This window comes from Jeotgalibacillus proteolyticus, assembly GCF_002926065.1.
Classification (GTDB): domain Bacteria; phylum Bacillota; class Bacilli; order Bacillales; family Jeotgalibacillaceae; genus Jeotgalibacillus; species Jeotgalibacillus proteolyticus.
The window spans coordinates 105,428-130,550 of the sequence record NZ_PREZ01000007.1 but is presented as its reverse complement, the minus strand read 5'-3'; the positions used below and the strand labels follow the sequence as shown (position 1 = coordinate 130,550).

Below are 25,123 nucleotides of genomic sequence, written 5' to 3'. Positions count from 1 at the left end.
ATTAATAAAATTAGTAGATTTCATCATCCGTCAACAGCAAGAGATTCTAATTAGATTACATAAAATTACAGAAAGTTACATAAAAGCACATTTTTATATGCTATTATAAAAGCTAAATAAAATAATTAAGAGTAAGAGGGATACGATGAATAAATCGGGACAAATTTCTTTAGTGTTCGTTTCGGTCGGATTTACAACCTACCAGACAGTGGTGAACGATGAAGCCTTTTTTACGTTGGACTTTTTTCTCTTTACCGTTATAGCATGGCTTGTTGGCAGGCAATATGATAAAGCCCGTTTCTATGAAAAACAGGCACGTGCCAGTGAAGACAGCTATAAACAACTAATCGATTCATTGCCAGAGTCGATTATTATCCACCGGGATCAAGTTATTGTGTATGTAAATAAAGCGGCAGTCAGTATGTTCGGGGCTGAAAATAAAGAAGAAGTTATTGGGAAATCTATTCTTGATTTTACTGATTTCGAGTATATAGAGCGTGTACAGCAACGCTTAAAGCAGGTAAAGAAAGAAAAACGGCCGTTAAACAGTATCGAGCATAAATTAATACGGAAAGATGGGTCCAAGTTTTTCTTTGAGGTTTCTTCATTAACTATTGTCTTTGGCAAAAAACAAGCAATCCTCTCAATTGGAAAAGATGTTACCAGTAGAAAAATACAATCAGAACGGCTCATTCAAAAATCAGAAAAGCTCGCTATGCTCGGTCAGTTAGCAGCGGGTATTGCTCATGAAATACGTAATCCACTCACTTCAATCAAAGGATTTATCAATTTGGTCCAGTCCAATAACCAAAAAAAAGAGTACTTTGACATTATCTTTTCAGAGCTTGAAAGAATAAATGTAATTGTGGGGGAATTTTTGGTGCTCGCAAAACCCAGTGCAGCAACTTTTGTAGAACAAGATGTGAAGATATTAATTAAAGATGTTGTAACCTTGATTAATACCCAGTCCATTTTGAACAATGTCCAAATTTTCGTGGAGTTTGAAAGTGACCTGCCTATGGTTAGCTGTGAACAAAACCAAATAAAGCAAGTGTTTCTAAACCTCTTGAAAAATTCAATTGAAGCTATGCCTAAGGGCGGCATTATTGATGTAAAGGTAAGGGAATCAGAAGACGATACGATCTCAATCCTTATTATTGACCAGGGGATCGGAATTCCACAAGAGCGGATCCCTACACTTGGAGAACCATTTTATACCACGAAGGAAAAGGGAACAGGTCTTGGACTCATGACCTGCTATAAGATTATCGAAAGCCATAACGGCAAGTTAATTATTCAAAGTAAAGTAAACGTGGGAACCACGATTGAAATCATTTTACCCGCCACCACTCAATCATTATTAAAAATGGAAGTAAGCCATACTTGACTTTCACAATTAAAGGGCATTGCTGATCAATAATTAAAATTTATCTCTTTAAAACAACCACCTGACCCATTGGCAGGTGGTTTACTGTACATCCCTGAATCTGAACATTGACTCGTAATAAAAAATCCTTTGTTCGGTTGTGAATGAATATCTGGATAGAATACTGTCCTCATCAGAAGTTTCTTCTGTCTCAACTAACTTCACTTCGCCAGGGCCAAGGGTCATAATGTTGGACTCTGCCACTTTTATTTCATTTTCATTCGCATCCAATGCCCTTATGCGGAGCTGTACTTCTTTTTCATCGTCTAAATTGTTTTTAACATAAAAATAATTGCTGTAATCAGTACTTGTGCAATTAGCAGTTACGCGTCTAATACACTCTTTTGTCGATCTGACGATAGCGACTGAAACTTCCTCGTTTGCCTCTTCGTCTGAAAGTGCCTGCATTGCTTCTTTGATGTCTGCAACATAGGTTGATTTTTGAGCAAAGGGCAGAACCCAAAAACTAATAAAAAGAGAAAATAAGGTAAAGCAAATGATGAAAACCCAAACAGCTTTAGGATTATGAAGGGACTTAGGTGCTCCTTTATTCATTAGGGTTACCACTATGTTTAGAATAGATAAAAAAACTAGAAAGGCTCCAGCGATTACGAGCGCAACTATGCTTTCTGTTTCATTAAGAAACAATGGAAGCTGATACGTGCTGTAAAAATGATAATTAATAATCGCACTGATCACAAGAATTGCCGCAAAAAGAATGAGCGGCTTTTTCCAAGCGATTTTATCGCGTTTACCCCTTGTCACATCAATGAGGGAAAAGCCCACCCATAAGAATGGAATAAGAAATATAAGACTTAATGCGGAGATGATAGCCATGGCATTCTTCCTTTCAGGTCTACGTAGTACTTGATGTTAAAATATACCTTACATGTAAGAAATCTAAACGCAAAATAGCAATTAATATATCGCTTTCTCACCGTCACTTATGAAAAATTCACCTTTAATTTAATATCCTGCGGGTGATCGCCGAAGTCCTTTCCAAATAGGTTAATTCCGCCTTTATGGAGCGCATCGTCCTTGATCCCGATCTTAAAAGAAAGAAAGTCATGATCCTTCAGGTGCAAATCATCTATCGTAACATCTGAAAGATAAAAGGCATCAATTGCAGTTTTTTCTCTCGTTACCTTCCAGGTCTTAAGAGTCCCATACTGCGTATAAACGGTATCTGCCCAGGATTTTGGATTTAATTTCCCCGGACGATCCCCAAAATCCCCAGGGCTTGTCCAGGTGCCAATATCTACACTGTTTAACCAGACCGTTATATCAGATGGCCAGTTTGGATCAAAGTTCGGTGCTTCTGAACATAGCTCCAATGAAAGCTCAAGGGACTCTACCATTTTGTCATGGGGAACGACCAATGGAAGTTTGTATTCAAAGTACCCTTTTCGAGTCCAGATAAGTTGGGCATTTGTTCGGTTTGGACTGTAGAAGTACCCTGGCTGATCCTCAGGAATTAACAGTCCTTCATGATTTGCCATGCCGCAAGTAGGAGCCGCTTCATAATCCACATACTGCCCGATCGGCATTTCTATTTCAACGCTTTCAAAATCAGTTAAATGGTCTTTTGGGTCATTTAACTGAATATGAATATCGTCAAAGTTTCGCGTACAAACTCTCATCGACCCTCTAACGGCAGGTCGCAGTTCGGTTAGGATAAGACCTGATTCCTCCAGCACCTTTATATGAGAAGCGGCGGTTGATACGGGAATTTTCAGGCTTTCAGCCAATTCGTGTATATTGACGTTTTTCGTATTTAATAAATTTATAATATCCAATCTTACCTTTGAAGATAAAGCACGAGCCATTTTTTGCAGCTCCCCTGGTTTTTTAATGGTCAGTTCATACAAAACAGATCCTCCTCACTAAGTACTAATCTCATTTTTAATTAAAACAAAAAATATGTAACAAATGATGGTTATATTCAGTAATTTTTTTATACTCTAATAGTAAAACGTAATAAAGATTAAATAAAGGCTTATTTAAAACAATATTTTTGTATATATACATAAAATACTACTAAAAAATTTTGACAATACAAATATGAAAGCGTATTCTAAAAGAAATAAAAGACAAGTTGATGATGAAATTATCTATTTAAAATCAAATCTATGAAAATATAAAATAACTGCTTAGGAGGTCATACAAATGACAAACAAAACACAGGAATCAGTGAAGCAATATGATACAGGTGAAATACAGGGCGCACTGTATGGACCGGGAATTAAGGGACTAAAAGGAGCCTTCAGCCGTGAGTTTATCGCAAAGCTTGGAGAGGAAATTAATGAGCTTTATAAAGAAGCGCTGACAAGAGAGGGCGGAGCAGTAGGGAGAGGACCGAAACGTCATTATGTTGAAATTCATCCGGAGGATATTAGCGGATTTGTGGAGATTGTTACGCATCCATGGGTAAAAGAGGTTTGTGAATCAGTGTTAGGGCCGGAATACAAAATCGTTGAAATCGGATTTGACGTACCAAACCCTGGTGCAGTCAATCAGCCATGGCACCGTGACTTCCCGGCTCCTGAAGACACCACAAAAGGTAGAAGGTTGAATTCTCTTGCCTTTAACTTAACGACTGTTGATGTGGAGGAGGATATGGGGCCATTTGAAATCGCTCCTGGCACTCAGTGGGATGATGGCAGCGGATTCGAGCATGAAATGTTCCCTGCAAAAGAACTCTACTCCAGATATGAAGAAAGAGCCGAGCAGAAGATGCCGAAGATGGGTGACATCTCCGTCCGGTCTGCTTTGACGATCCACCGTGGAACCACGAATCATTCAGATAAATCAAGACCGGTTTTAGTACTGGGCGTAGATGCACCGGGTGCAAACAATCATGAACGGCATGATCTTCAGCTAACCAAGGGATTTTACAGTTCACTGCCTGAGGATTTAAAGAAGCACCTTCATGGGCGTCTAGTTGATGAGCTTGAAGTGATCGTACAGGGGCATTCCATCGAGGGCTTGATGATGGGCGAAGCCTAATTATTCTTTTATAAAAGTAAATGAGTATACTTTTCCTTAATATTCATTTAAGAAATGTAAGGTAAAGCCAAGTGAACCGGGAAAGGGGTTGAGACAAATATCTGTCTCAACCCCTTTTCAACGCTCTATCCTTGATATAACTTGCAATCAGCCAGTTCTGCGTTCAACTAGATTGACCCCAATCCCCATTGCAATAACGCCAATCAGAACCATTAAAATGAGGGGCTGCGTAATATCCTGCAGGGTTGCGTCATGCATAACAACTCCTAATATTGCGTCCATTGCATGTGAAACCGGGAAGAGGTCTCCGATGAATGTAAGCACCGGGTTTGTAACGGTCCCTGGCATCCAGTAAGCTCCGCTGATTAACGGAATCATGGGGATAAGGGACGGGTAAAGGGCGTAAAAATGCTCCGGCTTTTTGACAAGGCCTGTCACAAGTGTCGCCACACTCACCATGCTAAAGGTGAAAAATGCGAGAGCGAGTAAAAGAAGATCCAGCCGCTCGCCGATATCATAATGTAATCCATATTTAAAAATTAAAACGACTGCTGTCATTTGGATAAATCCGATAAAGAAGGCGTAGGCAATATAAGCTGTGTACATGCCTGTTTTTGAGAGCGGTGATAAAATCATGCGGTCCCACAGGCCTTCCACCTTGTCTTTTAAAATATTGTTCACGCGAAAACCGATAATAAACATGGCTGTAAGCAGGGTGAAGGCAAACATTAACTGGGTGCCCATATCATAATCGGCTCGTTCTTCTCCAGTAAGTGAAAGAACCTCCATTTCAATCGGCGGTTGGTTGAGCTGAGCTTCTATGGATGAGCGCAGGGCTTCGGAATCATCCGATTGCGCAATTGCTCCCTGAATGAAAGCCTCCTGCTCAAATACGGTTCTTACCTGCTGGTCAACGTAACCGACTGTAGGCATAGAAGAGGCTGTTACCAATTGATAATCGTCCTCCATTACTTTTACGGCTACGTCCGAACGGCCCTGCTGTACATTTTTTCTTGCTTCATCAGGATCGGCAACGACAAAATGAATATCGCTCCCTTCATTTAGAAGGCTCTCCCATTTTTCCTCAACTGCCTGGGCATTCTCTTCCTCGCTGAAAATGGAGACGGTAGTAGGGGATTGAGCCCCGCCAGTAAAAATCAATGTTCCCCCAATACTCGCAGCGATAAAAATAAGAATGATATAGGGGTTGCGGCGTTCCTTTGCCAATTGGGCTAAAAATACTGATATCATGATGTTTCCCCCTTTTTAGGGTATAAAAGAATACTTCCCATGATAGCTGCCGCTGATAGCCCCGCTAAAATAAGCAGAGGAACCCACAGTGCTGAAAAATTTTCATATTGGAACCATTCCATTAATACAGCTAAGGTCTGACCATTTGGTGTGAATTCTCCAATTTGCCGGAGCCATTGCGGCATCACATAGATCGGAACGAAACTTCCTCCTATAGTTCCAAACAACATAATAATCCCCATAAATAGTCCATCGACCACATCCTGATTTTTAATCTGAAGTGAAATCGATGTGAGAATGGAAGTAAGCCCTGCTATCGAAAAGGAATAAACCAACAGGATAAGAATCGTTCCAAACCAGAAGGTAAGGGACCGATCAGCAAAAGACCCTAGAATTAAGTGAGATCCGATAAAAATAATAAGGATCTGAAGAAAGGCTAAAATAAAAGTCGAACTCGTTTTACCAAATAAAAAGTGAAGAGGGGGAGCATTTGAAAGAATGACCCGGCTAAAGGTATGCTCACGCTTTTCAGACCCTGTTCTGGAAGCAATGGTGCTGGCTAAAAAGAGCACAAACAGCACTCCCATGGAAATGGTAAAATACTGATCAATTCCAATGGTGAGAGAACTGGATTGTTCTTCTTCCAGCGTTTCTATGCCTCCAACTGGCATTTGGACCTCTGCCGGATCGATTGTCCCGCCTGCTGAAGAGATGACATACTGCAAATTCATCTGATCAACAAACCCTTGGATTATGCTTTGAATCATATCTACTTCAAATGCTGTATCTTTTGCTGAAAATTCCAATGCAGTTTCAGCTTCCTGCTCAAAATAAATACGGTTAAGCAGGCTTGTTGTATATCCTTCAGGAATAACAAGCATTGCGTTTTTGCTTTCGTTTTCTACGCTTTCTCTTGCAGCACTTTCTGACATGGTTTCAACAGTCATCCAGGATTCCATATCAGGACTCATTAGAAACTGTATGAGCGACTCTACAGGAGGAGCTTCTCTAACACCTGTGGTCAGTGCTTCTTTTACATCTTCAGGAAGCTCCTGTGATTGGTTGACGGATGAGATAAACTCCTCCAATGCTTCGTTTTCGTTATCTTCTATCACAACACTTAAAGAAAGATCATAGTTTTCACTTTGATCTTCACCGAATAGTCCTGACAATGCGAAGCTTAACACGACAATGATGAGAAGAGGTAAGGTAATGACGATTAGCAATTCCTTACGGTCACGCCAAAATAGAAGCAGGTCTTTTTTTAAAAATGTCAGCATGCAGGCACCTCCTAATCTCTTAATGTCCGACCTGTTAAATGGAGGAATACATCCTCAAGTCTTGGGTTTTCCATTTGAAAATTGATGATTTTACTGTTGTGCTGATCGACCAGCTTTACAAGATCGCTGATGATGTTGGATGATTTTTTCGCAATGATTTTAAGTCCGTCGCTTGTTTCTTCAATATTACGTACTACATCCATTTTAAGTATTGCTGTTATAAGCTCATTACTTGTCTGGTTTAACTGGACCATCATTGTATCTTCATTGGAAAGGATGCTTAATAGCTCTGGCTGGCTGCCGGAGGCGATCACTTTTCCGTGGTCCATGATGTACACACGGTCACAAAGCTGCTCAACCTCTTCCATGTAGTGACTGGTGTAGAGGACGCTTGTGTGATCCTGCTGATTTAATTGACGAATCATTTCTAAAATATAGTTTCTAGATTGCGGGTCGATCCCCACAGTGGGCTCATCAAGAATAAGGATTTCCGGCTCGTGCAGCATAGCTGAAGCAATATTGATTCGCCTTTTCATTCCGCCGGAAAATGTTTTAATGAGGTCCTTCTGCCGTTCCTTAAGCCCAACGAGCTCAAGCGTCCGTTGGATACGGGACTCCAGCTGATCCTTTGGAACGTTATAAATGCGCCCAAAGAATTTCAGGTTTTCATAAGCCGTCAGCTCCTGGTACAGCGCAATTTCCTGAGGTACAACACCAAGGACTTTCCGAATATCTGCAGGAGTTTTAACGACGCTTTTCCCGTTTAGTTTTACGTCCCCCGACGTTGGTTTTAATAAGGAAGAAATCATGGATATCGTCGTTGATTTTCCTGCTCCGTTCGGACCGAGAAGGCCGACTGATTCTCCTTTGTCCAAATAAAGATCCACGTCCTTGACGACTATTTTTTCCTTGAATTTTTTGTTTAGCTGTATGGCTTCAATCATCTTTAAACCTCCCTAAGTTAACTGATCTGACTATAGAATAAATGAAAAAGACCAGAGCCAATACTGACTCTGGTCATAATATCTGTGAAAATCGTGACTTCCGTCATTTTTATACTAAATTGTGGCGGAGCGCATAAATGGCTAATTGAGTGCGATCACGCAGCTCAAGCTTATCTAAAATCGTGCTTGTATTATTTTTCACCGTTCCAATAGAAAGACCTAGACGGTTTGCAATTTCCTGATTGCTCAAGCCTTCACCGATACAAATTAGAATCGCTTTTTCCCTTGGCGTAATGCTTGAATCCACGATATTTTCTTGGACTTGCTGCTTTAATAAAGCGGGCATTACCTTTGCTGCTACCTGATCCTCTATCGATAATCCTCCTGAAAGAGCACTTTTAATGGAGCGGATGAGGGATTCTGTATCCCCGTTTTTCAGCATATAACCGTTAACACCAAGTTTAAGGGAATCCATAACATATTGGTCGTCGTCAAAGGTAGTAAGAATAAGAATTTTCACAAGAGGCCATCGGTTCCGGATAATTCGCGCTGCTTCAATGCCGTCCATAACAGGCATACGAATATCTAAAATGGCGATATCAAATGATTGTTTTTCAAAAAGCTCAATGGCGGATCTGCCGTCATCAGCTTCCCCGGTTACTTGTATCTCCGGATCCGATTCAATCATCACCTTTAATCCCTGACGAACCATTATCTGGTCTTCAGCTAAAAGTACCTTAATCATGATCTCCCCGTCCTTTCAATTTCACCCAGCCCTTTAGAATAAATTCTTTTTCGCTGCTTTGTGCCCTCAAGCCTCCTCCGAGCTTTTCCAGGCGTTCGCGCATCGAGCTGAGTCCGTAGTCCTCTCTAAACGTTGAGGCTTGGCCGCCTGTTATCGGATTAATAATCTCAAATCTAAAAATGCTGCCACCCGGTGCTTCAAATGTAATTTGCGCTTCCCGTGATTGGCTGTGTTTCATAATATTCGTCAAGCCTTCCTGAACAGCCCGGTAAATAGCGAAGGACTGTTCACCGGTAAGCGGAGCTGCGAACGCCCCGTGGTTAACTGTGAAGTGAATACGAAGAAAGCTTTCCAGCTCAAGCTTACGGATAAGCCTCATTACGCCCTGCAGACCGCCAATTTCCTCCTGCTTAAATGTTTTAACTGCTCGGCGGGTTTCCTCGAGGCTTTCATCCGCCAAATTTTTCAGCCGTTCCACCTGTGGATCATTCCTTGTTCCAGATTGTATTCTATAGGCTTCCAGCTGCATGATAAGCGAGGTTAGCTTGTGACCTACTGAATCATGGATTTCCTTTCCAATCATATGCCTCTCTTCCTGTCTGGCATTTTCCTCATCCTGGGCCAGCCGCCTTTTTAGCAAGCGATATTCTCTATGTAAGTAATCATAATCAGCGATAAGCTTTTGGTACGAATCGTTCTTCCATTTATAATAACTAAACCCTGCTACTAATAGTATAGAAAACAGTCCAATGAAAAGTTGAGTTGAAGCTGTTATATCCTCAAAAACCGTCAAGCCTGCAATAGATATTAGGTAGATAACATAAGCAATCCACATATTTAAAAGAGGCAGTTTTTCAGCACTTTCCGCCATGAGGAGCATATAAACAAATAGGATAAGCAGATTAAACTGAACTGCTCCACCAGGAAAAAAGACGAAAAAAACAACAGCAGCATTGAGACAAAACAGGAGTGTCAGAAACCAGATTTTTTTCCGGAATAGGGGCATTAGAAAAAATAACGAAAAATAAAGCGCCACGCCAAGCAGCCGCAAGCTGTTTTGACCGATATCCTCAAACAAAGGAAGGGCAAGCGGCAGCCATACAAATAGATGAAGTGTCAGCCATATCAAAAATGATTTCATTCGCACCACCTTAGTTATTCGTTAAAATTTTTCAAAATGGTTTATGTAATAATCGTATCTTATCATATTATGGAAAGTACGAACGTTGTAAGTGGTAATCCATCCTTTTTGAAACGGAGTGACTGAACTTGCGTGATCGAACATTGCTTGAAACCTACAAACGCTTCCTGAAAGATTATTCACTCGAACAGCTTCGGTATATTCCGGAGCCGGGAGTGTGGTCGCTTTGCCAGATGTACGATCATTTAATTATCGTTGCTAACGAATATCTTGATTGTGCAGAAGCATGTGCAGAAGCTCACAGCATGGAGGGAAGAGGGAAGACTGATTTTGGCGAGTACCTATTTGCCAATGGCGGATTTCCTCCTGAAAAAATCAGACTGCCCGATGAAATGAATGCTCCTCCTGATAATACGAAAAGCACAGAAGAACTCATGCTTGAGCTTGATCAATTGATAATTCGGATCGAAAAAGTAGAAAACACGGTGCAGGAAATCAACCCTCAAAACAAAGTTAAGCACGGCGGTATCGGCTGGATGAATGCCGTGGAATGGACAGCGTTAGTTGGAATGCATTTCCGCCATCATCTGCGTCAGAAATATGAGCTCGACCAAAGGATTTCAAAGTAATGAGCGATGATCTCAAAAACGGGAGATCGCTTTTTTTAATTCTTCTTTTACTTATCCTGATTCAATCTCACCCCTCTATACATTAGGATTCATTTCTTGAGAAACCTACATAAAGGCGTTAATTGGAATACATTCTTTAAACCCTGGAGGCAAACAATATTTTTAGTGATTGAAAAAGTGAGGAAGGTTGATGATGAAAAAGAACATCGCTTGTTTTTTATCCTTTTTTCTTTTGTTTTTTATATTTACTGCTGCCAGTGATGCTTCAACAGACAATAAAGGAAGACAGTATTACGAGGAATCAGGACTTATTCTTTGGGATATTAAAACAAAGAAAAAAGTTATTGCCCTCACCTTTGATGATGGACCCCACCGAAAATATACTCCGCAAGTGCTGGATCTGCTTGAAAAATATGAAGCAAGAGCAACCTTTTTTATTATTGGAGAAAACGTTTTAAAAAATCCAGAGGTTGTATCAAGAATGTACCTGGAAGGGCATGAACTTGCCAATCATACCTTTACCCATCCGACAAGAATAACCATACCGGACCTCCAAAAAGAAATAAAACGAACAAATGACTTGATTTCCAGCATTACAGGGTTTAACCCTAACCTATTTCGACCAGTCGAGGGACATTATACGGATGAAATGGTTGAACAGATAGGAAATGATGGCTTTAAGGTCGTCATGTGGTCCTGGCATCAGGATACAGAAGACTGGAGGGAGCCCGGGGTAGATCATATTGTGAATCGAGTATTAAAAGGGACAAAGCCGGGGGACGTGGTTCTTTTTCATGACGGAGGAGGAAACCGCAAGCAAACAGTCGCTGCACTGGAAAAAATCCTGATTGAGCTTCAAAGGCAGGAGTATGAGTTTGTTACGATTTCAGAGCTGCTCGCGATTCAGGAAGCAGAAAATGGAAATCAGTAATGAAAGTGAAGGAAGCGTTGAATCAAAAAAATGCAGTTAACAAAAAGATCTCCGTCCTCCCGTAATCAGGTCTATCCTGAAGGGAGGCGGAGATCTTTTAAAATTAACTAGATATTAGGTGCGCCTGATCAATGCATCATCATCTCATGAGCGATATCCTCACCGCTCAAATCAGAAAAGTAATACGTCGGCCAGTTCACTACTTCATCAAGCAACGCTTCCCGGTCATCGCCCCAATACAGATGATAATGGTCTGCATCTGTCGGCTCGATGCCGTGGTCACTGAATTGAATATAGGCTGGCATGCTGCCTTCCTTTTCTTCAGATAGCTTGAAAATGTATCTGACCCCGCGGTTGCCTGCTTCATAATTCAAGACTTCATATCCGTCATACGTATAGGCTCCTGAAGATTCCTTGCCGTTTTCAAAGAAGGTAAATGTATCTCCTTCAATGATGATACGGTCTACATCTGTTTTGTAGCCTTCTGTATAGTATTCTTTATATTCTTCTGCTGTTTTATCGCCGTCTTCTGCTTTATGAGCAAATACTTCATCCAATGTTCCATCGAGTAAGTAAGGGTAGACGGATTGCCAGTCGCCTTCCCAATCAGAAAGCTCACGATCTTTAATTTGCTCGTCTTCAAAATAGCCATCATAAATTTTTTGGGCTTCTTCGTCTAAATCATGATCGTGGTCATGACTGTGATCATGATCATGGTCGTGCTCCTCAGGCTCAACAGCAGAAGATTCTGCCAAAGCGATCTTTAATTGCTCAAGATTATTACGCATCAAAGTAAAGTAATTCTCTTCATTTTCGATATCCTCCTCTGTTAAAACAGAGAGATTATGAAGCTGAAGAGCTTCTGCACCAATTTCTTCTCTAACAACCTCCGCTACTTTAGGGGTTATATTTTGTTCGAAAAATACATGTTTTAGATCATATGCTTTCGCTGCTTCAATAATCGACTGCAGCTGTTTTTGGGAAGGTTCATCGGTTGAGCTTAAACCGGAAACTGCAAGCTGATGTACACCATAAGCCTGTGACCAATAGCCGTAAGCTGCGTGGGAGACGATAAAGTGATTGCCTGGTACTTCTTCCAATTCAGTAGAGAATTCTTCATTAAGATTTTCAAGCTCCGTTTTTAAGTCTTGAAAATTTTCATTAAAAAGTTCTTCTTTTTCAGGTCGTAGTTCAACCAGCATATCTTTTACGTTCTCAGCCATTTCGATTGAACGAATTGGATCGAGCCATACATGAGGATCATGATCTCCGTGATCGTGATCGTGGTCATGCCCGTGATCATGATCATCACTTTCGGCCAATTCAATTCCCTCTGCTGCTTCTATTGTGACAACATTTTCCGAGTCTACTGCATTTGATATTTTCTCAGCATAAGTTTCAAGTCCTGCTCCATTCATAATGAAAGCATCAGCATCTGCAATGTTCATCATTTCCTGAGAAGTTGGCTCGTATGTATGGGAGTCAGAACCAGGGGGTAAAATTGATTCCACTTCAGCTTCTTCCTCAGCAATACGCTCTGCAAAAAATTGAAGCGGGTACACGGTTGTGTAAACTTTTAGCTGATCCTCTGATGATGAGGATTCTTCCTCACTGCTAGTTGAATCATTTCCTCCGCAGGCTGCTAAAGTCACAACGCTCAGTAGTCCAAATATAGAGATCCAGGTTTTCTTCATTTTTTTCCTCCTAAAAAAATAATCTTTTTCAATATATCGTAACCATTACGATTTGTAAATAAGAATCATTACTTTTTGTGGGGATTGGAAACAGATAAAATTAATTTTCCTATATTCTGAAGAGGAAAAAAATGATTTTAGAAGAATTTAGTTAGAAGGATACTTTCGATGAAGGAGGATGAAAAATAGGGGATTCCAGACGGGTTAACTAGACCCCAGGGTACAAAATCAATTTTCTCGAAAGACTGCGGGGAAGATAAAAATTTTATTTACATAATAGGGAGTAAGCAAATGCAGAATTTTTTAAAAGAAGTAAGATCACCGGTATCCATACCGCTATCGAAAAAAGCAGTCAATTCATTGGTGCTATTACTTGCGGGTAGTAGTTTCGGCGTATTTTCCAAAATGCTTGATCAAACCCCCAGTAATGAATTGCCGTACTTTTTGGAAATGCTCGATTTGGGCAATTTCTTTTCTCGAATCGGTATTTGGCTTTTTCTTTCGGTACTCATCTCTGTTTACAGTAAATCACCTGGCAGGGCTATGGTGAATGTTTTTCTGTTTCTGGCAGGGATGGTAGGCAGTTATTTTCTTTATACCGTTTTCATCGCTGGCTTTTTTCCTGAATCCTATATGATGTTTTGGATCATCGTGACGGTTTTTACACCTTTTCTCGCTTATTTGTGCTGGTATGCGAAGGGGAGAGGAATAATGGGCATTGGCATCTCATCTCTAATCGTCATGCTTCTATTACGGCAGGCTTTTAGTTTTGGTATCTGGTATTTTCACTTGAAGAGCCCTCTGGAGCTGCTTCTGCTGATTGCTGCTGTTTTCGTTTTGTATCAGTCCAAGAGACAGATTATAAAAGTAGTGATTATTGGATTAATTCTTCGCTTTCTTACTGCAGATATGTATTTTTTCTGGGGGCTGCTGTAGGGTGAAACAGTTTATAAATATACTAGCTAATAGCAGCCGCAATGGCTGCTTTTTTAGTTGTAAAAAGAGTTGAAATTATTTACTTATTAAATTTTATGTAGATATTTCCTTAAAAACATACTCCTGCACATCTGGATGTATAGAAGTATGGTATTATGTAATCTACTCAATAAACATGAATCTTGTCGAATGATGAGAGATCAAGGGTTGAGTTCGAAAAACTGACTATAGTTAAGAAGGAGTGATGCGCATTGAGAGGGAATAAGACTTTAACGATTTCTGTCGGGATTTCTATTTTATTTGTTTTAATCGGTGTAATCATCCCCGAAAGACTTGCCGACGCCATGAATGCCTCCCAAACATTCGTGCTGGTTAACTTCGGCTGGTTCTATCAACTAATTGCTACGTTTTTCCTCATTTTTGCCATTATCATGATTGTAGGGCCTTTCGGCAAAATTAAACTCGGAAAACCTGAGGATAAGCCAGAATACAACAGAGCCACTTGGATTGCCATGCTTTTTTCAGCCGGGATGGGGATCGGTCTGCTTTTTTACGGAGTAGCTGAGCCAGTATCACATTTTGCGACACCTCCATTTGGTGAGGGCAGCACAGAAGAGTCTGCTGTCTTAGGTTTGCGCTATACGATCTTGCATTGGGGTCTTCATGCATGGGCGATTTATGCCATTGTTGCTTTAGCGCTTGCTTACTTTAAATTTAATCGAGGTTCTCCCGGTTTGATGAGCGCCACACTGACGCCTGTTATTGGCGAAAAGAGAGCAAAGGGCGGCATTGGGATAGCAGTGGATGTCATTGCTGTATTCGCTACATTATTTGGTGTAGCTGCTTCGCTTGGTCTTGGCTCACAGCAAATTAATTCTGGACTACAGTATTTAATCGGCATCCCCTATAACTTTGGAATTCAATTAACAATTATGGTCATTATAACGACTCTCTTTATCCTTTCTGCTTCAACAGGGATCTCAAAAGGGATTAAGTGGTTAAGTAATATTAATATGTCTTTAGCAATGATATTGCTTGTTGCCATGTTAATCTTAGGCCCAACTGTATTCGTTCTTAATCTGTTTGTTAATACATTGGGAGAATACATACAAAACCTTCACCGAATGGGCTTGCGGTTATCACCTTTTAACGAAGAAGAAGCTGGGTGGACGCAAGGGTGGACAATCTTTTACTGGGCCTGGTGGATTTCCTGGACCCCGTTTGTCGGGATGTTCATTGCCAGGGTTTCAAAAGGAAGAACCGTTCGTGAGTTTACCGTAGCCGTTCTGTTGATTCCAACTGCCTTATGTGCATTTTGGTTCACGGTATTTGGAGGAACAGGTATTCAGATGGAACTATTAAATGGCATTGATATCTCAAGCCAGCCAATTGAAACAGCCCTGTTTATGGTATATGATCAATTGCCTTTAGGCGCAGTTTTATCCCTGATATCAGTGCTGTTGATTTCCACCTTTTTTATTACCTCTGCGGATTCTGCAACGTTTGTATTAGGAATGCAGACCACTGGGGGGATGTTAAATCCGCCAAATCGTGTGAAAATCACATGGGGACTGATTTTATCAGCTTCTACGCTTGTGCTGCTGTTTTCAGGAGGACTCGACGCTCTGCAAACGGCCATTATCGTAAGTGCTTTGCCGTTAACGTTTATCTTACTTGTTATGGCATACAGTCTATTAAAATCATTTAAGCAGGAGCTGAGGGCAGGACGCACAGCCCAGCCGCGCCGGAAAGAAAAGATTTCGTCATAACAAATTAAGAGAACCATTCGCAATGAATTGTATTGCGGATGGTTCTTTTTATTTTACAAAACAGTTGACGAGGAACCTTTCTTGACTTATGGTTATATACATAACTATATAACCATATAACAAAGAGAGGTGAGTTCTCATTGAGCCATTCATTTAACGACAGTAAGCCAATCTTTATGCAAATTAAGGATCGTATCGAGGACCAGATCGTTAATGATCAATTAAAGACAGATGATCAAATTCCATCCACCACTCAGCTTGTGACCTTCTATAAAATTAATCATTTAACCGTTGCGAAAGGAATCAATTTACTTGTAGAAGCAGGTGTTATTTATAAAAAAAGGGGAGTAGGAATGTTCGTTGCAGAGGGGGCAAAAGAAATGTTAATTGAGCAAAGGAAAAAAAGCTTTGTGGATCAATTCATGCTGCCAATGATTCAGGAAGCACAAAAGCTCGGGATACCTGAAGATGAATTAACGAGATTGATTAAACAGCTGAAAGGGCGTGAGCGAGAATGAAGAAGGATGTTGTTTTAAATCATGTCACAAAGACGTTTGGAAACGTTAATGCAATTGAAAATGTGTCGCTGCAATTTGATGAAGGAAAAATATACGGGCTAATTGGCCGGAATGGTGCTGGTAAAACTACACTCCTTTCACTTCTTGCGTCATTTTCTGAGCCTTCCCAAGGAACCATTGAAATGGACGGAAAACCACTTTTTGAAAATGCTGACCTTATGGAGCAAATAACCTTCGTCTATGAAAGAGACTATCAGGAAAATTCAGAAAAAGTGAAAGAGCATTTAGAGGCAGTTGAAGCGTACAAACCTTATTATGATAAGGATTATGCTATGGAACTGATAAAGGATTTTAAGCTTTCTCTAAAAACGCCTTTAAATCAATTGTCAAAAGGTATGAAGTCTGTGTTAAATGCCATTATCGGCCTTGCCAGCCGTTCTCCAGTCACGATCTTTGATGAAATCTACAGCGGAATGGACGCACCGACACGGGAACTTTTTTATCAAAAAGTGATCGAGGATCATGCGCTTCATCCAAGAACGATGATTTTATCCACTCATCTTGTGTCAGAGATGGATTACTTATTTGAAGAAGTGGTAATTCTGCATAAAGGAAAAATGCTGTTAAAGGAACCGGCTGATGAGCTGCTTGATAGAGGAGTTTCAGTTACGGGAGCTGCAGAGGGTGTCGATCGGTTTATTCAAGGGTTGAAAACAATTAATACGCAAACGCTAGGCGGCACGAAATCAGTAATGGTTATCGAACAGCTTACTGAAGAGCAGCGCCGTAACGCCAGACAGGAAGGTTTGGAGATCGGTCCTGTTTCGCTCCAGAATTTATTTATTCACCTGACGAAAGAGGGGGAGCATAATGAAGAAAATTAATCGTAATGACTTCAAGGTTGCCTACGATATGATCTTTGTTCAGCTGGGATGGGCTGCCTGGATGATTTCAATTGCACTTGTGGTATATATTGGTCTTCGGTATTTTTTAGGCACTGATGGTATTGGGAGTGGATTTTTCAGCTTTATCGAAAATCCCTATAAGATCTTTATGCTGGTCGTTGGTATCCTTTCCGTGCCCAGCTTCTTAAGCTACTACGTAAAGCTTGGGGTCACTCGAAAGCATTATTTCACAGGAGCCGCTCTTTCCTCTGCAGCATTATCTTTGATCTTTATGATTATTGCTGTGATCATCACCGGGGTCGAGCAGATAATTGCAGCTACTGATGTTGAAACCTTTTTGGGAGTTAACACCTCGTGGATGTTAATTTTCTTCGTATTCAGCTTAAATATCTTTATTTATTATGCAGCCGGCTGGCTTATTGGTGCAGGTTATTACCGTTTTGGAGGGTGGGGACTTACCTTTTCGATTAGTGGAGCGCTTCTCTTAATTTTTATGATGGACCTTCTTTGGTCAGGTGAATTAAATACACCGCTCCATAGAGTACTTTCTATATCGGCACCTGAAAACCTTTCTCTTATCTTGTCGTTTGGAGGATCATTTCTTCTGGGCGGTCTTGCAGTATGGGGTATTCATAGAATGACGAAGAGAGTGCGAGTGAAATTGTAGGCAATGCTTAGTATGGGTCATCAATAAAAGAACAGAAAAAAGAGCCAGAGACATAACAATCATTTTAGAAATGTAAGGTGAACAGAGCTGCCGATGATGGGGAAGTTTGGTCTCGAACGGGAGGAAGCCTATCGTGAGAATGACGGTCATCAGAAAGTGAAGGATGTATTCAGCCCGGAATTCCAGAAGATTTAAATTAGTTAAATTATAACTCTGATGTCCAGGTTCGCGGCTATTATCCCTCCTATGCATTTAAGGAGTTTGAGAGAGAGAGGGGTACCAGATCAACTTTGAAAAAGAAGATGAAGAGATCCTTCGGAATGGTAAGGTAGATTATCTTGGCTTCAATTATTATATGTCTACGACGGTAAAAAGCGATATCGAAAGTGATAACCGAGGCGACAACGTGAACGGCGGTCTGCCAAACGGTGTGCCAAACCCGTATGGGCTATACTCCTTGGGGAATCATCGATATTGTTTCCTTACAACCGGAGAAATGAAAAAGCGCTACGGCATGATCTATGTTGACCGGGATAACGAAGGCAATGGCTCGATGCAGCGCTATAAGAAGGATTCCTTTGAGTGGTATAAAAAAGTTATTGAAACAAATGGACAGGACTTGTCCTATAAGAAATAAGGAACGATTAGTAAAATATAAGGTTTTTCAAAGTTTAATAAACTTTGAAAAACCTTTTTTATATTATTAAGAAGCTTGTAAATAGTGTTATCTACCGCATAAAGCTTTCACGTTTTCTAGATTATTAGGGGATAGCATGTATTATCCTTTTAAAAGCAGGATATTTTAAATAGAGAGCGAACAATGAGGGAGGAATACTTACCTTAAAAAGGAGTGATCTTTCTTGGATAAAAATACTGGTAAAGAACTCACGCAGGAGCAAAAAGAGGAGCTTATGCAAACGCTGAAGGAACGCTTTACTCAAAACATGAATCGTCATGGAGGACTGGAATGGGCTGAAATTGAGGCAAGGCTTGAATCGGATGCATCAAAATTATGGTCGCTCAGTGAAATGGAGAAGACAGGAGGGGAGCCTGACGTCATAGGATTTGATGAAGAGAAGGACGTTTTTCTATTTTGCGACTGCTCAGCGGAAACTCCCAAAGATCGCAGAAGCTTTTGCTATGACCGTGCGGCACTGGAATCAAGAAAGAAAAATAAGCCCATAGATAACGCAAAAGACAGGGCTGCTTCGATGGGGGTTGAACTATTAACAGAAGAGCAGTACCGGAGGCTTCAAACACTTGGCGAGTTTGACCTGAAAACCTCAAGCTGGGTTCAAACTCCTGCTGAAGTGAGAGATCGTGGAGGTGCCCTTTTTTGCGACAGACGGTTCGGGCGGGTATTCCTTTATCATAACGGAGCAGAATCCTACTATGCTGCCAGGGGATTTCGTGGGTTCTTGGAGGTTTAAAAGCTGGAAGAACTTTGTTAATAAACGAGCTGACTCGTTTAGGAGAAACCTTTGCAGGGTAATGAGCAAAATAGAAAGAGTAGATATTATCCAGGGGGTGAGAGTATGAGTGTTGATCAAAAGTTCAAAGTTACGTATCATCTTTCAAGCGGAGCAAAGGTTGTAGATAATGTGGAAGCGGAAGATAAACATAGCGCCGCTTTAAAGTATGGTCATGACGAAACGAAATTCGTTGAGAATGAAGACGGAATCCTTCACAAATTTAATCTGAAGGACGTTGTTTTAATTTCTGTAGATCCTGCTTAAATAGCATTTAAAAATAAAGCATCCTGCGGGGTGTTTTATTTTTGAGCATTTTGGCCCCCTCCTTATTAGTACACTTACGAGATTGCTTAACACAGAGGGGTCATTCCAGCTGCAAAACATTCATTCCAATAGTTAATGGTCCATGCCTCTTCATATGGTACGATTAAATTATCACTGAATAGAGGAGATAAGGCATGGCACAACTACACTTTCACCTCGCAGACTATACCGTTACGTGGAATGGAGAGAGCATTCCCTTGCTTCGAAAAGAATTTTATCTTCTTCAATACCTCTATGATCATTCCCCCCAGGCCTTCTCAAGAGAGCAGCTTTTGTCAGCTGTGTGGCCGATGGAAACTCCATCTGACCGTACAGTCGACGATCATATTTATAGGCTGAGAAAAAAGCTGGGCAGTTGGTTTGGTACAGTCAAGATTGAAACGGTTAAAGGGTATGGCTACAAACTAAGCTATGAGAAAGAGAATCATGCACCTTTACCTGTCATTCAAGACCCTGAATTTCAGGAGCTGCTTCAGCAGGTGCTGGGGAAATATCATCTGTATGGTCAGGGAGAAGCGGTTAATGCCTTTCTTTCAAAAAAGGAAATGGGTATTGAAGCTCCTCAGGGGTACGAGGTAATTCTGGCTTACTTGAGAGGCGATCTATGGTGGTTTGTAGAAGACCAAAAGCTTCCCATGAATGAAAAGCTATATTTTATCATTATTATTTATCAAAGTCTGACAAGGGATTATGCCAAAGTCATTTCGTATTTTGAACAAGGAATTAAACAAAATGCGTTTTCACCTAAAACACATTTTGAAGCTAAAACGCTCGGTCTGTTTTTTTCCTACGTTTTCAATAAACAATTTAGACGTGCCAATGACTATTACAGTCAGCTGACAAAGGATATTGCCCCGGAAATAACAGATGAAGAGCATGGCTTCTATCCATATTTAATGAATGTGAGGCTGATGCTGGCTCTTTGTGAAAAAGACCAGGATGAAGTTGACTTGCTTTTGATTAAAATGGAAACGTTCTTCGAAAGAAAGCCGTATCAACGTGAACTTGGGGTCTTTAACATCATAAAAGGCGTTAATTTACTCCGAAATGGTGAGAACGTAAAAGGAAGAGAAATGATTGAAAATGGATTTAGTATAACAAAGGGAACTCATTTTAAGGGGCATCTTTTTCTCGCACTGGATCTCACTCTCTTTTTTCTTGAGCTGGATGGTACTGACCCCGGGTTATTAAAGATGATACAGGAGAGAAAAAATAAACTTAAGCTTGAATATCATCCTTCAGAGTTAGTTAAAGAAATAGTAAAGATCCTGGATATTCATTTTATTTGACCATATGATATTCCTCTGACATTGGGAGCTTATTCTGTAAAAAAAGAGATAACAGGATAGGTGAAGACAATGAAAGAAAAAAGTTATCATCCTTCAATCTGGCGCAATACCGTTTTTATGAAGCTGTTTGCGTCGTATTCAGTTTCGATGATGGGAAATTATTTTGATGCGATTGCCATCATGATTATTTTTGGCTATGTGTGGCAGGCGGAGCCGATAATGATTGCCTTTATTCCAGTTGCAATCGCCCTGCCCCAAGCGCTTCTTGGACAGTTTGCAGGGGTGCTGACGGACAGGATGAACAAAGTTAAACTCATGATGATTGCTGACATTTTAACTGCCCTGCTAACTCTTTTGTTAATGGTTACTCCAAATCCATGGCTTGCACTGATCGTTATTTCGATGAGGTCTGTGGTGAATGTCATTCATTTTCCTGCCCAGCAGGGATTAATTAAGCAGGTGGTCGGCGAGGAGCATCTTGTTAAAGCTTTTTCACTGAATGGAATGATGATGCAGCTGTCAAAAATTATAGCGCCTCTTCTTGGGGGGATGGTAGCAGGTGCAGCTTCACCTCAGCTGTGTCTATTAATAAATGCAATTGCTTTTTCTCTGTCTTCACTCATTTTGTTCTCGATTTACAGGAAACAAGAAAAACCGGATTTCTTCTTGAGCAAAACAGAGAATAATGACCAGATGTCGTTCTGGCAATCTTGGAGGGAAGGCTGGGGCCTTGTGCTTCAAAGCAGGATCCTGTTCGTCAGCTTCTGTTTTTCTTTTACAGGGCTCCTGTTTATCCAAATGATTGATGTGCAGTTTATTACATGGTTTAGGGATCTAGCGCCAACACGTCCTGAAATGATCGGCTGGCTTTTTGCTTCTTCAGGATTCGGAGCCGTAGTAATGATTATGGGGTTAAATCGATTTAAGGCATTTCGAAGTTATGGCTGGCTTCTTGGAGGAAGCATGTTATGTATCGGAATTGGCTTTGCCGGTGTAGGGCTTTTAAAGCCAGGGTTTGATTTGTGGCTGCCTGTCCTATATGGAATAGTCGTCGGCCTTGGGGTTGGCTTGTACACGATTGGTTTTCAATACATTATCCATAAAAACACGACCGAGGATTCAATAGGCAGGGTTTCTGGAATTAGCAACTCCATCGCCAGCCTATGCGTGGTGCTGGCGCCTCTCATCGGGGGAGCGTTAGTGCAGGCATTCGAAGCGGGTGCGGTTTTTACTGGAGTTGGGGCTATCTGTTTAGTTCTTGGCATCATAGGGATATTATTTCAGAAGTTCCTTTGGGCGGAGACTGTATTTCTTAAAGTATCAAGCAATTAACCGGACGAAATAGGTTGAGACATCACATTTGTCTCAGCCTATTTTATTTCGTTAATTTACGATCGAAACTTTTTCCCTAAATAAACGCAAAATAAAAAAATATCACCACAAAACCAACAGCTGAAAGAATCAAAGAAAAAAGCAAAGAAGAACGTTTTGCTGATTCTCCGAGGATCTCCCTTACCGTAACCATCACAATTAATCCTACTGCCACACTGGTCACATACGCCCACAGCATTGGATGGTCAAGTCCAATGAAGCTCCCGGCAAAGGAACCGAGTCCAACAGGCAGGGCAACGAGAAGTGAGAAAAAGAGCCAGGTAAAAAAGCCAAAGCCAGCCAAAAATAAAGGAGTAAACAGTATCATTCCTTCAGGAACATTGTGAAACATAAGCGTTTGAAGGAAGGAGACCGTAAGCGACGAGGTAGTAGTCGAGCCAAGAATGACACCAAGAGGGAAATTATGAACAGAAATACTTAAGGCTAAAAGCATGCTGGCATGAATCATCATATTCTTTTCAGCGCTAGTGGGATGGAAAGTGATCGAATGTGAAGCTCTATGTATCAATTCATACAATAGGGCGCCCGTCAAAAATCCGAGGAAAAAAATGATCCAGTCACCTAATTCTACGGCTTCGGGTGCCATTTCGAGGCTGACAAGACCAATAATTAATCCTGAGCATAAGGAAGAAATAGAATGAATGCTTCTTTGGAACCCTTTAAGAAACCATGCCAACACACCACCCAGACCAATACCTGCTGCAGTCGAGAGAAAACCCGCCAGCCAAATGAAGGACATATCCTCACACCTTTTCAATTAGTAAACTCGAGCTTGCGCCACTAAACATATGTCCTGCAGTGGACAAACATGCCAATCCTTTGGTCATGATACTATCAAGGTGCGGTTTTCTTAAATATGGAGTATGTATTGTTTACAAAACTGTAGAAAATAACAGGAAATAGTTGGACCCTAAGATGATAAGATTGAAAAGACCTTTTTTCATCCTTAAAAAATTTCGAGAGGTGTTCACATGCCAAATAAAAAATTTCAACTGATTATCCTTGCTGCTTTGCTTGTATTTGCGATCGTGACTGTGGCTGTTGTTGTGGTCAATAATAACCAAAGCAATGAGACAGTGCATGATGATCAGCCGTCCATTGAGGGGCAGCCAACCATTGGAGAAGCGGATGCGCCTGTTCAGATTGTAGAGTTTGGAGATTTCAAATGCCCTTCCTGCAAGGCTTGGGAGGAAGTGATTTTCCCTCAGCTTGAAAATGATTATCTTGATAATGGAGATGTTTCATATTCGTTTATTAATGTGCTTTTTCATGGGGAAGAGTCTAAAATAGGATCATTAGCTGCAGAATCAGTTTTAGAGCATGACCCTGAATCCTACTGGACATTTCATAAAAAAATGTTCGAGGAGCAGCCTGCACAAAATCATGACAGTCTCTGGATTACTCATGACAAAATGGCAGAAATTGCAGAAGAAACAACTAGCATGAATGTCAGCCAGCTAATGAGTGATCTCGAGCAGGAAACAATGGCAGAGCAAGTCAATCAGGATATGGATCTTGTAGAAGAGTTTGATGTTCAATTTACACCAAGCATTATGGTCAATGGAACCATGATGGAAGATCCGTTTGATTATGAAGCGTTAAAAGCGCTGATTGATCAGGAACTTGAGGGGTAATCAGCATGAGCTCAAATCAAACGAAAAGTCAGCTTTTTTTGCTTCTCGCCTGGCTGGTATCAATGGTGGCCACATTAGGGAGTCTTTATTTCAGTGAAATCCGGGGATTTATCCCATGCGATCTTTGCTGGTTCCAGCGAATCTTTATGTATCCCCTGACGATTATCCTTGGAGTAGGTGCGTTTCAGAATGATTTGTCCGTTAAACGATTTGTATTTCCAATGGCACTGATTGGCGGTTCAATTTCTGTGATGCATTATATGGAACAAAAGATTCCAGGCTTCGGCGGAATTAAGCCGTGCGTGAGCGGTGTACCATGCAACGCTCAGTATATTAACTGGTTTGGCTTTGTCACCATTCCATTTCTTGCGTTAACCGCCTTTCTTTTGATTACGATCTTTATGGTATTGGCGCATGTTTACTCAAAGAAAGTCGATTAACCAAAAGGGATTAAACGAATTTAGCTATATAGTCACTGAACGTTAAAGTGAAGCGTCCACTTGATAAGCAGTGGTCCAGTTTTAAAGAGGTTGAGACATCTGCATGTCTCAGCCTTTTTGTGTTAAATAAGTCTTAACGAAATGATGCTTTTAAGAGATAATTAAGTTAAAAGAACAGGAGGAACCACTATGGAACTCTTTACATCATACATAAAAGGCTTCGATAATCCTGAACACCGGGAAAGGCTGGAAGAGATTTATGCCTGGATGGCTAATACTTTTCCTCAGTTAGAGCCTGTGCTGAAATGGAATACACCTATGTTTACCGATCATGGTACCTTTATTATCGGCATTGACGCTGCAAAGCACCATATGAGCTTTGCGCCGGAAGCAGTCACGATGACCCGCTTCGCTGATGATATAAAAGAGGCCGGATACAGTGCCACAAAGGGCTTGTTTCGCATTAAGTGGAATCAGCCGGTGGATTATGAGCTGCTAAAACGTATGATTGAATTTAATATTGAGGATAAGGCTGGGCATGAGGGGTTTTGGCGTTAGTGTGTATACCTGAAGTTAAGTGATCAGAGATAGAAAATCTTTGATCTCTTTTTTTACAGTAATAAGAGAAAACCTTTAAAAACAGCATGAGGAATAGGCGTCTTAGTGGTAAGATGGAAACAGATGGGATCGTTTTGGTACATACTGCAATAGGACACAGATAAAAGCATCA

The 25,123-nt window shown here is 40.8% G+C and carries 25 protein-coding genes and 1 pseudogene; 17 read left to right on the top strand and 9 right to left on the bottom strand.

Features of this window, described 5'->3' with window-relative positions; genetic code table 11:
• Nucleotides 1-145 precede the first annotated feature (145 nt).
• Nucleotides 146-1,387 (top strand): ATP-binding protein, encoded by a 1,242-nt coding sequence (locus C4B60_RS17535; protein WP_104059333.1) that lies wholly within the window; start codon nucleotides 146-148, stop codon nucleotides 1,385-1,387.
• Between the two features lie 81 nt (nucleotides 1,388-1,468).
• Here C4B60_RS17535 and C4B60_RS17530 read toward each other — a convergent pair whose 3' ends face one another.
• Nucleotides 1,469-2,263: a hypothetical protein gene (locus C4B60_RS17530; protein WP_104059332.1), complete on the bottom strand. Its 795-nt coding sequence runs from the start codon at nucleotides 2,261-2,263 to the stop codon at nucleotides 1,469-1,471.
• 107 nt (nucleotides 2,264-2,370) lie between these two features.
• On the bottom strand, nucleotides 2,371-3,294 hold the full coding sequence (locus tag C4B60_RS17525) for an ArsR/SmtB family transcription factor (RefSeq protein WP_209020109.1): 924 nt from the start codon (nucleotides 3,292-3,294) through the stop codon (nucleotides 2,371-2,373).
• Nucleotides 3,295-3,592: 298 nt separating this feature from the next.
• Here C4B60_RS17525 and C4B60_RS17520 point away from each other — a divergent pair, with 298 nt between their 5' ends.
• Nucleotides 3,593-4,432 carry a phytanoyl-CoA dioxygenase family protein gene (locus tag C4B60_RS17520; protein WP_104059331.1) on the top strand — a complete coding sequence of 280 codons (840 nt, stop codon included), beginning with the start codon at nucleotides 3,593-3,595 and terminating at the stop codon, nucleotides 4,430-4,432.
• A 147-nt stretch (nucleotides 4,433-4,579) separates the two neighbouring features.
• Here the strand turns inward: C4B60_RS17520 and C4B60_RS17515 are convergent, their stop codons facing one another.
• From C4B60_RS17515 to C4B60_RS17495, 5 genes are all read right to left on the bottom strand, one after another.
• On the bottom strand, nucleotides 4,580-5,683 hold the full coding sequence (locus tag C4B60_RS17515; RefSeq protein ID WP_104059330.1) for an ABC transporter permease: 1,104 nt from the start codon (nucleotides 5,681-5,683) through the stop codon (nucleotides 4,580-4,582).
• The gene (locus tag C4B60_RS17510; protein ID WP_104059329.1) at nucleotides 5,680-6,963 is read right to left on the bottom strand and encodes an ABC transporter permease; all 1,284 of its coding nucleotides are present in this window, start codon (nucleotides 6,961-6,963) and stop codon (nucleotides 5,680-5,682) included. Before C4B60_RS17510 ends, C4B60_RS17515 begins: the two co-directional genes overlap by 4 nt.
• 11 nt (nucleotides 6,964-6,974) lie before the next feature.
• Entirely contained in the window at nucleotides 6,975-7,907 is a 933-nt protein-coding gene (locus tag C4B60_RS17505) for an ABC transporter ATP-binding protein (protein ID WP_104059328.1), read from the bottom strand.
• 109 nt (nucleotides 7,908-8,016) lie between these two features.
• The gene (locus tag C4B60_RS17500) at nucleotides 8,017-8,652 is read right to left on the bottom strand and encodes a response regulator transcription factor (protein WP_104059327.1); all 636 of its coding nucleotides are present in this window, start codon (nucleotides 8,650-8,652) and stop codon (nucleotides 8,017-8,019) included.
• Nucleotides 8,645-9,793, bottom strand: a complete 1,149-nt coding sequence (locus C4B60_RS17495) for a sensor histidine kinase (protein WP_104059326.1) — start codon at nucleotides 9,791-9,793, stop codon at nucleotides 8,645-8,647. Before C4B60_RS17495 ends, C4B60_RS17500 begins: the two co-directional genes overlap by 8 nt.
• 128 nt (nucleotides 9,794-9,921) lie before the next feature.
• Here C4B60_RS17495 and C4B60_RS17490 point away from each other — a divergent pair, with 128 nt between their 5' ends.
• Together C4B60_RS17490 and C4B60_RS17485 are read left to right on the top strand one after the other, a co-directional pair.
• Nucleotides 9,922-10,422: a DinB family protein gene (locus C4B60_RS17490; protein WP_104059325.1), complete on the top strand. Its 501-nt coding sequence runs from the start codon at nucleotides 9,922-9,924 to the stop codon at nucleotides 10,420-10,422.
• Nucleotides 10,423-10,612: 190 nt separating this feature from the next.
• A complete protein-coding gene (locus tag C4B60_RS17485; RefSeq protein WP_104059324.1) occupies nucleotides 10,613-11,353 on the top strand; it encodes a polysaccharide deacetylase family protein in 741 nt (246 codons plus the stop codon).
• Nucleotides 11,354-11,481: 128 nt separating this feature from the next.
• Here the strand turns inward: C4B60_RS17485 and C4B60_RS17480 are convergent, their stop codons facing one another.
• Nucleotides 11,482-13,047 carry a metal ABC transporter solute-binding protein, Zn/Mn family gene (locus tag C4B60_RS17480; protein WP_104059323.1) on the bottom strand — a complete coding sequence of 522 codons (1,566 nt, stop codon included), beginning with the start codon at nucleotides 13,045-13,047 and terminating at the stop codon, nucleotides 11,482-11,484.
• Between the two features lie 291 nt (nucleotides 13,048-13,338).
• On the opposite strand from C4B60_RS17480, the gene C4B60_RS17475 reads away from it, so the two are divergent.
• The 10 genes and pseudogenes from C4B60_RS17475 to C4B60_RS17430 all read left to right on the top strand — a co-directional run bounded on the left by C4B60_RS17475 (nucleotide 13,339) and on the right by C4B60_RS17430 (nucleotide 22,259).
• Nucleotides 13,339-13,983 carry a hypothetical protein gene (locus C4B60_RS17475; RefSeq protein WP_104059322.1) on the top strand — a complete coding sequence of 215 codons (645 nt, stop codon included), beginning with the start codon at nucleotides 13,339-13,341 and terminating at the stop codon, nucleotides 13,981-13,983.
• A 251-nt stretch (nucleotides 13,984-14,234) separates the two neighbouring features.
• A complete protein-coding gene (locus tag C4B60_RS17470; RefSeq protein WP_104059321.1) occupies nucleotides 14,235-15,752 on the top strand; it encodes a glycine betaine uptake BCCT transporter in 1,518 nt (505 codons plus the stop codon).
• Between the two features lie 140 nt (nucleotides 15,753-15,892).
• The gene (locus tag C4B60_RS17465) at nucleotides 15,893-16,270 is read left to right on the top strand and encodes a GntR family transcriptional regulator (RefSeq protein ID WP_104059320.1); all 378 of its coding nucleotides are present in this window, start codon (nucleotides 15,893-15,895) and stop codon (nucleotides 16,268-16,270) included.
• Nucleotides 16,267-17,154 carry an ATP-binding cassette domain-containing protein gene (locus tag C4B60_RS17460; RefSeq protein WP_104059319.1) on the top strand — a complete coding sequence of 296 codons (888 nt, stop codon included), beginning with the start codon at nucleotides 16,267-16,269 and terminating at the stop codon, nucleotides 17,152-17,154. Before C4B60_RS17465 ends, C4B60_RS17460 begins: the two co-directional genes overlap by 4 nt.
• Complete coding sequence (locus C4B60_RS17455) at nucleotides 17,141-17,842, top strand: hypothetical protein (protein WP_104059318.1); 702 nt, start codon at nucleotides 17,141-17,143, stop codon at nucleotides 17,840-17,842. The genes C4B60_RS17460 and C4B60_RS17455 overlap by 14 nt, the downstream gene beginning before the upstream one ends.
• A gap of 215 nt (nucleotides 17,843-18,057) precedes the next feature.
• A pseudogene (locus tag C4B60_RS17450) lies at nucleotides 18,058-18,479 on the top strand (family 1 glycosylhydrolase); the annotation flags it as partial.
• A gap of 274 nt (nucleotides 18,480-18,753) precedes the next feature.
• The gene (locus tag C4B60_RS17445; RefSeq protein ID WP_104059428.1) at nucleotides 18,754-19,272 is read left to right on the top strand and encodes a DUF4256 domain-containing protein; all 519 of its coding nucleotides are present in this window, start codon (nucleotides 18,754-18,756) and stop codon (nucleotides 19,270-19,272) included.
• Nucleotides 19,273-19,377: 105 nt separating this feature from the next.
• On the top strand, nucleotides 19,378-19,578 hold the full coding sequence (locus C4B60_RS17440; RefSeq protein ID WP_104059317.1) for a hypothetical protein: 201 nt from the start codon (nucleotides 19,378-19,380) through the stop codon (nucleotides 19,576-19,578).
• A 194-nt stretch (nucleotides 19,579-19,772) separates the two neighbouring features.
• Complete coding sequence (locus tag C4B60_RS17435; protein WP_104059316.1) at nucleotides 19,773-20,927, top strand: winged helix-turn-helix domain-containing protein; 1,155 nt, start codon at nucleotides 19,773-19,775, stop codon at nucleotides 20,925-20,927.
• Nucleotides 20,928-20,996: 69 nt separating this feature from the next.
• Nucleotides 20,997-22,259: an MFS transporter gene (locus C4B60_RS17430; protein ID WP_104059315.1), complete on the top strand. Its 1,263-nt coding sequence runs from the start codon at nucleotides 20,997-20,999 to the stop codon at nucleotides 22,257-22,259.
• 76 nt (nucleotides 22,260-22,335) lie between these two features.
• Here C4B60_RS17430 and C4B60_RS17425 read toward each other — a convergent pair whose 3' ends face one another.
• Nucleotides 22,336-23,058 carry a ZIP family metal transporter gene (locus C4B60_RS17425; protein ID WP_104059314.1) on the bottom strand — a complete coding sequence of 241 codons (723 nt, stop codon included), beginning with the start codon at nucleotides 23,056-23,058 and terminating at the stop codon, nucleotides 22,336-22,338.
• 232 nt (nucleotides 23,059-23,290) lie between these two features.
• Between C4B60_RS17425 and C4B60_RS17420 the strand changes: the two genes are divergently transcribed.
• The 3 genes from C4B60_RS17420 (at nucleotide 23,291) to C4B60_RS17410 (ending at nucleotide 24,951) form a co-directional block, all read left to right on the top strand.
• On the top strand, nucleotides 23,291-23,953 hold the full coding sequence (locus C4B60_RS17420; protein WP_104059313.1) for a DsbA family protein: 663 nt from the start codon (nucleotides 23,291-23,293) through the stop codon (nucleotides 23,951-23,953).
• A 5-nt stretch (nucleotides 23,954-23,958) separates the two neighbouring features.
• Nucleotides 23,959-24,393 (top strand): disulfide oxidoreductase, encoded by a 435-nt coding sequence (locus tag C4B60_RS17415; RefSeq protein WP_104059312.1) that lies wholly within the window; start codon nucleotides 23,959-23,961, stop codon nucleotides 24,391-24,393.
• A gap of 189 nt (nucleotides 24,394-24,582) precedes the next feature.
• On the top strand, nucleotides 24,583-24,951 hold the full coding sequence (locus tag C4B60_RS17410) for an iron chaperone (RefSeq protein ID WP_104059311.1): 369 nt from the start codon (nucleotides 24,583-24,585) through the stop codon (nucleotides 24,949-24,951).
• The last annotated feature ends 172 nt before the right edge of the window (nucleotides 24,952-25,123 follow it).

What these genes read in the sequence shown, in the direction of transcription:
- C4B60_RS17535 (WP_104059333.1), top strand. Translation starts at nt 146, where the DNA reads ATGAATAAATCGGGACAAATTTCTTTAGTGTTCGTTTCGGTCGGATTT.
- C4B60_RS17530 (WP_104059332.1), bottom strand. Translation starts at nt 2,263, where the DNA reads ATGGCTATCATCTCCGCATTAAGTCTTATATTTCTTATTCCATTCTTA.
- C4B60_RS17520 (WP_104059331.1), top strand. Translation starts at nt 3,593, where the DNA reads ATGACAAACAAAACACAGGAATCAGTGAAGCAATATGATACAGGTGAA.
- C4B60_RS17515 (WP_104059330.1), bottom strand. Translation starts at nt 5,683, where the DNA reads ATGATATCAGTATTTTTAGCCCAATTGGCAAAGGAACGCCGCAACCCC.
- C4B60_RS17510 (WP_104059329.1), bottom strand. Translation starts at nt 6,963, where the DNA reads ATGCTGACATTTTTAAAAAAAGACCTGCTTCTATTTTGGCGTGACCGT.
- C4B60_RS17505 (WP_104059328.1), bottom strand. Translation starts at nt 7,907, where the DNA reads ATGATTGAAGCCATACAGCTAAACAAAAAATTCAAGGAAAAAATAGTC.
- C4B60_RS17500 (WP_104059327.1), bottom strand. Translation starts at nt 8,652, where the DNA reads ATGATTAAGGTACTTTTAGCTGAAGACCAGATAATGGTTCGTCAGGGA.
- C4B60_RS17495 (WP_104059326.1), bottom strand. Translation starts at nt 9,793, where the DNA reads ATGAAATCATTTTTGATATGGCTGACACTTCATCTATTTGTATGGCTG.
- C4B60_RS17485 (WP_104059324.1), top strand. Translation starts at nt 10,613, where the DNA reads ATGATGAAAAAGAACATCGCTTGTTTTTTATCCTTTTTTCTTTTGTTT.
- C4B60_RS17480 (WP_104059323.1), bottom strand. Translation starts at nt 13,047, where the DNA reads ATGAAGAAAACCTGGATCTCTATATTTGGACTACTGAGCGTTGTGACT.
- C4B60_RS17475 (WP_104059322.1), top strand. Translation starts at nt 13,339, where the DNA reads ATGCAGAATTTTTTAAAAGAAGTAAGATCACCGGTATCCATACCGCTA.
- C4B60_RS17460 (WP_104059319.1), top strand. Translation starts at nt 16,267, where the DNA reads ATGAAGAAGGATGTTGTTTTAAATCATGTCACAAAGACGTTTGGAAAC.
- C4B60_RS17455 (WP_104059318.1), top strand. Translation starts at nt 17,141, where the DNA reads ATGAAGAAAATTAATCGTAATGACTTCAAGGTTGCCTACGATATGATC.
- C4B60_RS17445 (WP_104059428.1), top strand. Translation starts at nt 18,754, where the DNA reads ATGCAAACGCTGAAGGAACGCTTTACTCAAAACATGAATCGTCATGGA.
- C4B60_RS17440 (WP_104059317.1), top strand. Translation starts at nt 19,378, where the DNA reads ATGAGTGTTGATCAAAAGTTCAAAGTTACGTATCATCTTTCAAGCGGA.
- C4B60_RS17435 (WP_104059316.1), top strand. Translation starts at nt 19,773, where the DNA reads ATGGCACAACTACACTTTCACCTCGCAGACTATACCGTTACGTGGAAT.
- C4B60_RS17430 (WP_104059315.1), top strand. Translation starts at nt 20,997, where the DNA reads ATGAAAGAAAAAAGTTATCATCCTTCAATCTGGCGCAATACCGTTTTT.
- C4B60_RS17425 (WP_104059314.1), bottom strand. Translation starts at nt 23,058, where the DNA reads ATGTCCTTCATTTGGCTGGCGGGTTTTCTCTCGACTGCAGCAGGTATT.
- C4B60_RS17420 (WP_104059313.1), top strand. Translation starts at nt 23,291, where the DNA reads ATGCCAAATAAAAAATTTCAACTGATTATCCTTGCTGCTTTGCTTGTA.
- C4B60_RS17415 (WP_104059312.1), top strand. Translation starts at nt 23,959, where the DNA reads ATGAGCTCAAATCAAACGAAAAGTCAGCTTTTTTTGCTTCTCGCCTGG.
- C4B60_RS17410 (WP_104059311.1), top strand. Translation starts at nt 24,583, where the DNA reads ATGGAACTCTTTACATCATACATAAAAGGCTTCGATAATCCTGAACAC.